Source organism: Streptomyces sp. NBC_01498 (assembly GCF_036327775.1).
Lineage (GTDB): Bacteria > Actinomycetota > Actinomycetes > Streptomycetales > Streptomycetaceae > Streptomyces.
This window is the reverse complement of record NZ_CP109598.1, coordinates 894,970-906,746: the sequence shown is the minus strand read 5'-3', so window position 1 is coordinate 906,746 and position 11,777 is coordinate 894,970. Positions and strand designations below refer to the sequence as shown.

The window sequence follows — 11,777 nt, the reverse complement described above, 5'->3', positions numbered from 1 at the left end:
TCCCTGAGCGGCGCTGCGGAACAGCCGAAGGAAACGGTCGACGCGCGGCTCGCCAAGCTCGGCTGACACGCGGCGCGTTCGGCGGCGCGTCCGTACGTGGCGGACGTGGGCGGGTCCCGGTGCGAGAGCGGAACTCCCGCACCGGGACCCGCTCTTCTCGGGAACGGGTGCGGACCGGAAACGTCGTTCCCGGTCCGCGCCTTCGTGCCTACGGTGTCGTCAGCGTCGGCCACCGCCCGTCAGCTTGCCCGGCAGGCGGGCCGCCGGGGCGCCCGTGATCACGAACTGGGAGCCCGGCTGGGTCACGACGTGACCGTCCGCCGAGTTCGTGATCGTCACGCCGGACAGGGTCGCGCTGCCCCGGGCACCGCTCATGGCCAGGATGCCGGCGCCGTTGTTGGACTTGTCGATCTTGACGTTGCTGATCACGACGCCCGGCATCGTGCCGCCGCCGGTCTTGAACTGGATGCCGTCGTAGGTCGAGTCGTAGATGTCGGTGTCCCTGATCGTCACGCCCGTGATGTCCCGGCTGGCCGCGAACAGGGTGATGGCACCGAACTCCTGGTCCTCGTTCCAGAAGGCACCGCCCGTGCGGTGCAGGGCGTTGTTGGCGATCAGGGTCTGACCCGAGAAGGGCAGCGGGTCGTGGTCGGTCGCCAGCATGATGCCCGGGTAGTTCGCCGTGTCGGAGACGATGTTGTTCTCGATCTTGTTGCCGTAGCCGCCGTAGACCGCGATGCCTGTCGCGCGCCAGGGCAGTTGGATGGTGTTGTTGGTGAACGAGTTGTCGTGCGCGACGTCCACCGACTGGTCCTTGACGTACCGGTTGGCCCAGACCGCCAGTGAGTCGTCCCCGGTGGTGCGGAACGAGGAGTTGAACACCTTCGAATTGCGGGTGCCGTTGGTGAAGTTGATGCCGTCGGCGTACGTGTTGCGAACCCGCATGCCGGTGAATTCGAGGCCCTCGCCGGGACCCCAGAGGGACGGGATGTTGTCGTAGTCGCGGCCGACCCAGGCACCCACGTTGGCGTGCTCGATCCACACGTTGGTGATCTTGGTGTTCTTGCCGAAGCGGCCGTTGAGGCCCACCCCGCCCTCGGCGTTGCCGTCGCCGCCCCGGATCCTGCCCGAGCCGAAGATGGCGATGTCCGAGATCTTGGTGTTGTCGTCGATGTCGAAGCCGAAGTTGCCCTCGTGCGGGTGGTTGATGCCGCCCGCGTTCTGCGGCTCGGTCAGCGTGTAGAGCTGGGAGTGCCACATGCCCGCGCCGCGGATGGTGACGTTCTTGATGCCGATCTGGTTGAACTGCCCCTGGTTCAGCGGGTCGTCGGTCAGGATCTTCTTCTCCTGACGCCACTGGCCCGCCGGGATCCAGACGCACTCGATGGTGCCGTTCTGGTCGGCGGTGACCGCCGCCTGGATGGCGGTCGTGTCGTCGATCCCGTCGCCCGGCACCGCGCCGTAGTCCGTGATCGAGGTGCACTCGGCGGGCTTGGACGCCGGGGGCGCGACCTGCTCCAGGTCGACCAGGTCGATGTAGTAGAACGACGCGTTGTCACCGGCGTCGCGCTGGAGCTTGAACGTGGTGCCCGCCGGATACGTCGTGGACAGCAGCGAGTTGGCCTCGTCGAACAGCCTGCGGGCGTCCGCCTGGGGCGTGTTCGTCAGGGCCTCGGGGCCGTCCGTGTTGCCGTACAGCCAGCTGTGCTTCGAGGAGAGGGTGAGCTTCTTCACGAAGGTGTTGTTGGCGTACAGGCTGATCGTGGCCTCGGTGCCGCCGCCGCCCGGGGCGTCGGGGATCGAGTTGCGCACCACGATCGAGTTGGCCGGGTTGGTGGAGGTGAACTCCACGAACTGGCCCTGTCCGGTGAGCCGTACGGACTTGCGGCCCGAGGACTCGGAGCCGAAGTTGGTGTGCCCGAAGGTGCGTACGGCGTCGGCCTCCACCAGCGTGCCGGTGTACCGGCCCGCCTCCGCCTCGTACTCGACGTACGGGACCGCCGCGCCGCGCCCGACCACGATCGAGCGGGAGAACGCGTTGTTGGTCTCGTTGGTCTCCGTCACGACGTTGGTCGCGTCGGCGGTGGCCACGATGGTGGCGCCACCGCTGGTGGCGGTCCAACTGCCGCTGACGCTCACGTTCGCCGTCGCCCCGGCCGCGATCGACGGGGTGTTGGTGTTGAGCGTCGTACCGCCCACCGCGACACGGGTGACCGTGGTGGCACCGCTCGCCGTGGTTCCGCGGTTCTGCACCGCCACGCTGAACTGGACCTGTGCGCCGACGGCCGGGTTCTGCGGTGTCGAACTCACGCTCAGCACCTGGAGGTCGGGTCCGGGAGCCTGACCCACGACCAGTGAACCGGTCGCGGTGAAGCTGTTGTTGTCGTTGTCCTGCTCGACGACGGTGTCGGTCGGGTCCACCACCCCGGTCACCCGGTACGTGCCCTCGGCACGCTTTCCGGCGGCGACCTGGACGGTCGCGGAGGCACCCGCCGCGAGCGCGCCCACGGCGGCGCTTCCGGCGACCGTGCTGCCGATGCTGACGTTGACCGTCGTCGCCGGGGACGCGGCCGTGCCGATGTTGCGCACCGTCGCGCTCACGGTCGTCGCGTCGGTCTCCACCGGGGAGGCGGGCGACCACGAGAGCGCGGTGACGGTGAGGTCCGGGTTGGGCGCGGGCTTCCCGATGACCTGGAGTTCGGCGACCTGGCCGCCCTGCGCCCCGGTGTTGGAGAAGATCTGGAGCCGCAGGTCGGCGACGCGTCCGGTGACGGGGATACGTACCGCGTTCTGGTTCGTCGCCGGGTTGAAGGAGTAGTCCGCGCGCGCCTTGAGGGAGGTGAAGGCCGTCGTGCCCTGGGCGCGGCCGAGCACCTGGATGTTCTGCGTGCGCGGGCCCCACGCGCTGTCGGGGTTGAGCTTGACCACCACGGAGGTCAGGTCGGCCTCGGCCCCGAGCTTGACCGTCAGGGTCGACGGGTGACCGGTGGACTCCCAGTAGGAGTTCAGGCTGCCGTCGTTGGCGTTGGCGGCGACGAAGGTGTGGATCGTCGAGGACGCCTCGATGGCCTTGCCACGCGCCAGGTCGGTGCCGTCGTCACCGGGGTCGGGGTCCCCGCCGCCCGGTTCGCCCGCGGGGCCGTAGATCCCGAACTCGGAGATCTGCGCCGCCGGCCAGCCCGTGTTGCCGGTGATGTTCAGCCGTACGTGACGGACGCTGCTGGAGGGGAAGTCGATGGTGACCGTGTTCCCCGAGGACGGGTTGAACTGCCGTCCCTGCGAGGCGGACAGGGTGTTCCAGGTGCTGCCGTCGGTGCTGCCCTGGACGCTCAGGGCCTGGGTGCGGGCCTCCCAGGTGGTCGGGAGCTTGAGCACCACCTGGTCGACGGCGACGTTCTGGCCGAGGTCGATCCGGAGGGTCTGGGGGAACGCGTTGTTCGGCCCTTCCCAGTACGACGCCTGATCGCCGTCGTTGACGTGGGACGCGGGGTGGGCCCCCTCGGACCCGCTGGCCGACACGCTCTTGCCGAGCGACTGGTTGGGGCGCTCGGCCGCGCCGGCCGAGAGGGGGGTGAGCCCGACGGCTATCAGGCCGGCCATGAGCATGCCGGTGATCAGCCGCCAGCTGAGCTGTGTGGGTCTGAGCTGCTTCCGTCTCATATGGTCCTCTGTTCGGTTGGAACGAGGGGGCAGGCGGGGCGCTGCCATGAAGTTGCGAAAAGAGCCTCAAGAAATTGAGTCACTTGTTTACTTTTTTGCGATTCTCAGGTTGCAATCGTGTCACGTACTTGTCAACGGTTTTCGCAGAGGTAACACGGGAGGGGCCCGGGGCTGTCGACCGTCCCCGCCGCGCACGACCAGTACCCCCACCGGTCACGGCGGGGGTACTGGTCGTGCGCGGCGGGTGGCCGGGGGCCTGACAGGCGCGGCGGGTCGGCCCGTACGCCCCGGCGGTGGTTCCTGACGTACCGGCGGGTCAGCCGGAGTGGCCGGTGCGCTTTCCGGACGCGGACGCGGACGCGGCGGTCGGCGATGGGCTCGCCCCGGACGCGGGGCCCGGTCCGAGCGCCATGCGCTCCTGCTCCTCCGCGACGATCTGCCGGGCCAGCGACTGCTCCGAGATGTCGACCGCGTCCGGCGTGGACTCCGCGACGTCGCTGTGCCGGGCGTACGCGTCGAACAACCGCTGCTTCGCCCCCAGCAGGTCCAGCAGGCGCTGGTCGACACTGTCGGCGGTCAGCAGCCGGTGGACCCGCACATGACGTATCTGCCCCATGCGGTGGGCGCGCGCCACGGCCTGCGCCTCCAGCGTGGGCTTGACCTGCGGCTCGCACAGGATGACCACGGACGCCGCCTGGAGATTGAGCCCCGTGCCGCCCGACTGGATCTGGCTGAGCAGGACCGCGTGCCCGGACGCGCCCGCGAATCCGTCCACCCATTCCTGCCGCCGGGCGGCGGGCACCCGGCCGGTGAGCGGGCCGAACACGGTGGTCGCCCCGGACACGGCGGGCGGGCCGAGTGCGACGGGCGCGCCGGAGACCCCGGACGCCGGAGCCACGGGGGACGGACGCGCGGAGCCCGGCCCCGCGCCCAGGGCCTCCTCCGCGGCCGTCAGCACATCGCGGAAGAAGGAGAAGACGACGACCTTCAGCCCGTTCGACGCGGCCTCGGCCACCAGTTCGCGCAGCCTCCGGAGCTTGGCCGACGTGGCGGGATCGGCGTACGCGGCCCGGCGCATGGCCATGAAGTTCCCCGCGGCGACCGCCTGCCGGTACGCGGCGCGCCCCGCCGGGCTGAACTCCTCCCACTCGTCGGTCTGTTGCAGCTCGGGCAGCTCCGTCAGGACATCCTGCTGGTTACGGCGCAGATACGCGGGCGCCACCGCCCGGCGGAACGCCTCGGACCCGAGGGACGCGGCCCCGTCCCGTATCCCGGGCAGCAGGCCCGGCTGGAGATGGCCGACCAGACTGCGGAACTCCTCCACCCGGTTCTCCATGGGCGTCCCCGTCAGGTACAGCACATGGTCCGTACGCCCGGCCCAGGCCCGGACGGTCCGCGAGCGCCGCGTCTCGGGATTCTTCACATAGTGCGCCTCGTCCACCACCAGCATGCCGACCGTCACCCCGGCGGGAACGTTGAGCGAGCCGAGGATGTCGTACGTGGTCACCGCGACGTCCCCGTGCCGCGTCCACTGCCCCAGGGCCACCGACCGGTCCTGGCCGTGCACCCGGTACGCGCGCAGGGTGCTGCGGGACTCGATCTCCCGGATCCAGTTGATGACGACACTGGCCGGGCAGACCACCAGGAAGTGCGTACGGCCCTCGGCCCTGAGGTGCGCGAGGGCGGCGATGGCCTGGATGGTCTTGCCCAGCCCCATCTCGTCACCCAGGATCACCCGGCGCTGGGCCAGCGCGAACCGGGCACCGAACGCCTGATAGCCGCGCAGCGACACCCTGCGGTGGGTGTCGTCCAGCCGCTGCCCGCGCACCCGTTCGGAGACGTCGCCCGGCAGGAAACCCTCGGCGGCGTCGGCGTCCGGCGAGAGGTCGGAGAACTCGGCGAGGAGCACCAGATAGTCGGCGGCCCGGACATGGAAGTCCAGCCACGCCTCGTCCGCCGGGACGGCCGGCCGCAGCAGATCCGTGGCCGCCTGGGTCAGGAGCAGCGGGACCTCACGTCCGGCGGCGTCGGCCAGGAAGGCGTCCACCGATCGGAGCGCCCGCTGGGCCTGTTGTCTGCGCCGCTTTCCGGAGAGCAGCATGCGCAGCCGGTCGCCGGCCGGGCGCGCCGGGGGCAGCAGCGGGGCGAGCGCGGTCTCGATCCGCTTCGCCGCGACGACGGCGCGCGGGATGTCCGGCCCGGCGTTCACCACCCGGTGCAGCGCGACGACCAGGGCCGTGGCCCGCGGGTCGTCGGTGTCGTCGGCGTCCAGCCGGACCGCGACGTGTTCCTCCATCGCCTCCGCGAGCTGGCGGGCGGCGGCGATGGCGTGACCGGCGCTCTGCGCCCCGATTCCGGGGATACGGCGCAGGTCGTACGCCGTCGCGTCCAGCACCTTCGCGACGTCGCCGTACCCGGCCGTCTCCAGCGTGCCCAGCCGCAGCCTGCCCTCGGTGACATCGGCGAGGCGCGACACGGGGATGTCCGCCAGCTCACGGCGGACCAGCGCGTCGCGCAGCGGGGTGACGGCGTCCAGGACGGCGCGCCGCACATCCGCGTGGTCGGCGGTCACGCGACGCGCGGCGGCGAGCAGCCGGTCGGCCCGGCCGAGCACGGCCCGCGCACCGGCCCCCACCGGCACCGGCCTGCTCCCGGGCCCCGCTCCGTCGCTCATGACACCCCTCGTGGTCCACCGCATCGGTCGGTCGACATGATTCCACGGGGGTATGACAACGCCGGGCGGCCGAATCCGGCGCGCCCGGCGACATCATGATCGTTCGTGTGTGCGGTGCCGATCGTCAGGAAGCGGTCGCCAGTTCGGCGGGGGCGGAGGAGCGCTCGTCGTCGGGCGTGTCCTGGGCGGGGGCCGCGAGCGGCACGAGGCTGGCGGGCACCGAGCGCAGGGCGTTGTACCAGACGCCCGCCATCTTGGCGTAGCCGCCGGCGTTGGGGTGGACGCCGTCGGCCAGGTCGGCGACCGTCAGCGCGCTGTACATGTCGACCAGATGAACCTGCGGACCCTTGCTGTTGACGATGCCGGGCAGCGCCGCGTTGAACGTCCTGACGCGGGCTTCGAGGTCGGGGCTGGACTCCGGGGTGATGGTCGCGACGAACAGCTGGACCTGCGGCTTCTGTTGGAGGATACGGTCGATGAGGCCGGACAGCCGGGCCGGGGCGTTCGCCACGTCGTAGTTCTGGTTGACGTCGTTCGTACCGATCTGGAGCATGATCGTGCGCGGGTCACTGGCGGCCAGCCAGCCGTCGATGTTCGAACGGAGCTGGTCGATGCGCCAGCCGGAGTGACCCTGGTGGTCGTGGTCGCCCAGCTCGGGCGGGCCGTTGAACTGCGAGCCGACGAAGTCGACCGCGTAGCCGCCCGAGGCGAGGTGCTGCCAGAGGTTGACGCGGTAGCCGCCGGGCACGTTGAACCCGTCGGTGATCGAGTCGCCGAGCGGCATGATCCGGACCCCGCCGTTGGACTCGGCGGGCGCGGCGGCGGCGGGGGACTGGAAGAGGGCCATGAGTGCCGCCGTGAGGGCGAACAGCACGAAACCGAGGAGGGCTTGCGCGCGGCGTGGGGCGTTGTTTCGCACAACGGATCCTTCCGACGGGCCGCCGGGGATGGGGGTGCGCGAGGTGCGTCCGTGGGGGTCTGCGCGTGGGGGGAGGGGCGGGGGGAGTGTGGCGGCCACGTTGTAGATACCACCGGTCGGCCCCCTCGGCGAGGGATCGCGCAACGGTGGCGGTGAATTGACCTGTTCCGGCCACGGATTCGACGGCTTCCCGGCGGCCGGCGTCGGTGGCGGCACGGCGTCAGTCCTCGTACAGCAGCCGGTGCAGAAAGGCGTTGGTGAACGTGCCCGCCGGGTCCAGGGACGCGCGCAGCGCCAGGAAGTCCGCCATCCGCGGATAGCGGGCGCGCAGCACGGCCGGGGCCGTCGTGAACACCTTGCCCCAGTGCGGTCGCGCGTCGAACCCCTCCAGTGCCGCCTCCAGACGCGCGATCACCGGCAGCACCGACGCGGTGTCCCTGACCCAGGTGAAGTGCAGCGCGACGGTCTCCCGGCCTTCGGCGGGGCTCAGCCACAGCCCGTCGCCAGCCACCGTGCGCACCTCGCAGACCTGGAGCACCGGCGCCATCACCGGTCCGAGCGCGGCCACCGCCCGCAGCGCGGCGACGGCGTGCCGACGCGGGACGAGGTACTCGGACTGCAACTCCTCCCCGTTGCTGGGGGTGAACTCGGCGCGGAAGTGTGGCAGTCGGGCATGCCAGGGACCCGGCACCCCGAACTGCCCGGTGCAGTGGGCGGCCGGCATGCCGGGCACGGGGTGCAGGGCCTCGGTGGCCGGCGCCGCCCACGGGAAGTCCGGCCCGTCGTCGCCGCCGACCGCGTCGGCGTCGGCGAGGCACTTCAGCCAGACCTGCCCGAAGCCCGGCGTGCTCCAGTCGGTGAACAGGCTCACGCTGTACGCGGCCGAGGTGATCGCGTCGAAGTGCTCCTCCAGCACGGCCAACGGCAGCCCGGTGAAGACGAACTGCCGTACGTCGAAGGCCGGGACGAGGTCCAGCGTCAGCGCGGTGACCACACCGAGCGCGCCGAGCGACACGACGGCGCCGGGGAAACGCTCCGCGTCCCGCTCCCGGTCCAGGGTCAGCCGTCCGCCGTCCGCCGTGATCAGCTCCACCGCGCGTACGGCGGTCGCGAGCGAACCGGTCGTATCACCGGATCCGTGCGTGCCGGTGGCGACCGATCCGGCGACCGAGATGTGCGGCAGGGACGCCATGGTGCGCAGGGCGAGCCCCTGGTCGTGCACCGTACGGGCCAGTTCCGCGTACCGCACGCCGGCCGCGACCCGTACCGTACGGGCCGCCGTGTCGACGTCCATGGTCCGGGGCAGCTCCGCGAGCGACACCAGGGCGCCGTCGGTGTCGGCGAGGCGGTTGAACGAGTGTCCGCTGCCCAGCGCGCGCACGCGGGAGTGGCCCGCGACGAGCGCGCGCAGCTCGTCGAGTGTCGTGGGGCGGTGCACCCGGCCGGCGGAGAAGACGATGTTCCCCGCCCAGTTGGTCCCCGCGCGCCCGGCCGCCTCCGTCACGTGTCCGTCTTCCTTCCTCCGGTCGACCGCACCCACCCCGAGCCTGGAGTATGGGCCCGCGCACGGTGATCCTCAACAGCCCGCCCCGCCCGGGGCCGGCTCACTGCCGGCTGACGGCGCGCGTCACACCGGCGGCGACGGTCGTGGCCAGGATCCAGCCGGTGATGATCAGGACGTACGCGAGCCACTGGAGCCCGCCGCCCTCCGGGGTGAACGCCCGCTCCTGGCCGAAGTCGATGATCGGCAGCAGCAGATCGAGGCTGTAGAAGACCGGATTGAAATCGGGGGCCTCGTCCGCCTTCAGCGGGCGCGGCGGGCGCAGGCCGTACGCGACCGAGGCCACCGTCAGCAGCGACAGCATCCAGGTCACGGCGCGCATGGGCCGGAAGCCGTATCCGACGGTGAGGTCCTGGACGTGCCCCCAGAGCCGCGCGTACCGGGCGAGTCCCCGGCGCTGCCGCCGCTGCTTGGCGAGCTGTACGGTCCGGGCCGCCGCGTCGTCGCCGATCCTCCGGTACGAGGCGGCCAACTGCTCGTACGAGTACGGCACATAGCCGTCGCCGTCCCGTTCGAGAACGGCCAGCCGCCGTTCGGCGGGCTCGTGCGGGGCGAGCGTCCCGTAGGTCAGCCCGTCGAGCCGGACGTTGTCCGGCCAGATGTCCGGTGCCACATGGAGCAGTTCGACCTGGGAGCGGCGCAGATTGACCGCTCCCTCGACGGGCGCCGCCCGGCGCAGCCAGAGTTCGCCGATCACACAGCTGCTGGCGCGCAGCGCCACGCCGCCGGGCTCCGACAACCGGGCGTGGGCGAGGTTCAGTTGACCGGGTATCCGGGCGCCGCGCAGATTGAACCGCCCCCGCACCCGCAGCCGCATCCCGCGCAGGTCGGCCCCGACGGTGAGCGTCTCCGCGTCCAGGGCGGTGCCGCCGGGGGCGGTCAGGACGGCGTCGTCCAGATTGACGCTCCCCCGGACGGAGCCCCCGTCGAGCCGCAGCCCTCCGTCGACCCGCAGTCCGGGCGCCCAGAGGTCGTCGCCGACGGAGGCGTGGTTGAGCGCGAGGAGCGCCTCCGGCGCCGGGGCGCCGCCGTCGGCGGGCCCGGAAGCCGCCCCGGTGAACCGCGCCCGGTCCAGGAACACCGCCCCGGCGATCTGAACACCCCCGAGCCGGACCGGCCCCCGGACGAGGCAGTCGGTCATCCGCAGGACACCGTCGACCCGCAGTGTGGCCGCGTTCAGTCCGGGCAGCACGGACCCGCTGAGATTGAGCTGCCGGACCTGCGCCCCGTACAGATTGGGCACCTCGTCGAAGAAGCAGCCGATGAGACTGACCGGGCAATCGGCGTTCCCGTACCGCAGGTTGAGCGCACCGGTGATCCGCGCCCCGATCATCCGCAGCGCGGCCACCTCCCCGTCCGGCCGCTCCCCACCGAGCAGCACGGCCCGCACGACCTCGGCCCGCACACTCCGCCGCGGCCCCCACCGCGCACCCTCGTCGGGACCGGCGTCCGCGTCACCGGCGTCACCGAAGTTCACGGGCTCGCCCGTCGGAAAGGCATCCCACAGACGCCGCTCGGCCGCGGTCAGCGTGTTGATCTCCATCGCGGCGACTCTGACGCGGGGGCCGCGGGGGTGTCAACACCGTTACGGGCGGCGGGCGTTCATGGTGTGATCCTGCGATGAGCGCCTCCGACCTCCCCCTCGAAGCCGTCACCGGCGCACGCCAGACCCTCACCGTCGTCCTCCCGGTCCGGCTGCGCCGCACACCCGACGCCCGCTCCGGCTGGGCCGCGGGCCCGTACCCGTTCGCACTCGGCACCCGCCGCACAGACACCGCCACCCGGTCCGGATACTTCGCCCCGGCCTGTGCCCGGGTCCTCTACGGGACGCCGGAGCGGCCCTGCCGCTGGCACCGGCCGTTCGCCGTTACCCACGAGGGGCTGCGCCTCGTCGCCATGGAGATCCTGCGCACCGCCACCGCCCGCACCGCCACCACCCCGGGGAACGCCCAACACGCGCTCCTCGTCATGCACTTCACCCCCGTCGGGCCCCTCCTTCCGCTCCTGCGGGCCATCGGCCACCGCCCCACCGCCGGACCCGACCCCCTCACCGGCCCGCTCGACCCCGCGGCGCTCCTCGACGGCCTCGCCGACGTACGGGACCACGCGGGCACCTTCGCCCTCGCCCGCCCCTACACCGTCGCCTTCCTGACCCCCGGTGCCGAGCACACGCCCGCGCTGCGGGCCGGACCCGGGGCGGTGCTGCCGGACGGGGCCGATCGCTGGCTGTGGCAGCTCGCCTCCCGGTCCGCGCCCGTGGACTTTCCGGTCGCCCCCGAGAGCGCGCCCCACCACGACTCCTCCGTCGTGCGCGTCTCGGCCGACTGGAGCGCGCTCGTGCTGCGGCACGGGGCCGCGTTCCTCGGGCACCGGGTGGACGGCGGGGACGGGGACTTCTACGAGTTCGGGGCGCTGCACGCGCGCACCGTGTACCTCGACGCGCTGCTGCTCGGGTCGCTCCAGCGCGACCACATCGACGAGTTGACCGAGGAACTGTCCGAGGTCTTCGACTCCGAACGGCTGACCCGCCGGGTGACCGCGCTGGAGAAGAACATCGCCCGCTTCCGCAGCACCTACTGGCGTCAGCACCTCACCGCCCACGGCCCCGCCAACGGACTGCTGCGCGCCTTCCAGCACCAGCACCGGCTGCCCGAGAGGTTCGCCGAGATCCTCGCCGAGGCCGCCGACTACAGCCGGCTCACCCAGACCCTGGAGAGCCAGCAGATCAGCGGCGCGCTGGGAGTTCTCACCATCCTCGGGCTGCCGCTCGGTACGGCGCTCGGGGTCCTTCAGGTGCTGGGCGACGAGTCGGTCTCCCATCTGCTCGTCGCCCTCGCCCTGTCGGTCGCCGCGACGGCCGGCGCGCTCACCACCCGCTACGGCCGTCTCGTCCTCTCCTCGCTGCGAGGCGGCGCGCCGGACGACGGCGGCGGGCGGCGCTAGGCCGTGTGTGACACACGGTG

Annotated in this window: 6 protein-coding genes; 1 reads left to right on the top strand and 5 read right to left on the bottom strand. The window is 72.0% G+C overall.

Annotated elements, in window-relative coordinates; translation table 11 throughout:
* Positions 1 to 219: 219 nt before the first annotated feature.
* The 5 genes from OG875_RS03405 to OG875_RS03385 all read right to left on the bottom strand — a co-directional run bounded on the left by OG875_RS03405 (position 220) and on the right by OG875_RS03385 (position 10,357).
* The gene (locus tag OG875_RS03405; RefSeq protein ID WP_330172714.1) at positions 220 to 3,660 is read right to left on the bottom strand and encodes a CARDB domain-containing protein; all 3,441 of its coding nucleotides are present in this window, start codon (positions 3,658 to 3,660) and stop codon (positions 220 to 222) included.
* 316 nt (positions 3,661 to 3,976) lie between these two features.
* Entirely contained in the window at positions 3,977 to 6,334 is a 2,358-nt protein-coding gene (locus OG875_RS03400; RefSeq protein ID WP_330172713.1) for a DEAD/DEAH box helicase, read from the bottom strand.
* A gap of 124 nt (positions 6,335 to 6,458) precedes the next feature.
* A complete protein-coding gene (locus OG875_RS03395) occupies positions 6,459 to 7,253 on the bottom strand; it encodes an SGNH/GDSL hydrolase family protein (protein WP_330172712.1) in 795 nt (264 codons plus the stop codon).
* A gap of 220 nt (positions 7,254 to 7,473) precedes the next feature.
* On the bottom strand, positions 7,474 to 8,757 hold the full coding sequence (locus OG875_RS03390; RefSeq protein WP_330172711.1) for a D-arabinono-1,4-lactone oxidase: 1,284 nt from the start codon (positions 8,755 to 8,757) through the stop codon (positions 7,474 to 7,476).
* Between the two features lie 100 nt (positions 8,758 to 8,857).
* Complete coding sequence (locus OG875_RS03385) at positions 8,858 to 10,357, bottom strand: membrane-associated oxidoreductase (protein WP_330172710.1); 1,500 nt, start codon at positions 10,355 to 10,357, stop codon at positions 8,858 to 8,860.
* A 77-nt stretch (positions 10,358 to 10,434) separates the two neighbouring features.
* On the opposite strand from OG875_RS03385, the gene OG875_RS03380 reads away from it, so the two are divergent.
* The gene (locus OG875_RS03380) at positions 10,435 to 11,757 is read left to right on the top strand and encodes a hypothetical protein (RefSeq protein ID WP_330172709.1); all 1,323 of its coding nucleotides are present in this window, start codon (positions 10,435 to 10,437) and stop codon (positions 11,755 to 11,757) included.
* Positions 11,758 to 11,777 lie beyond the last annotated feature (20 nt).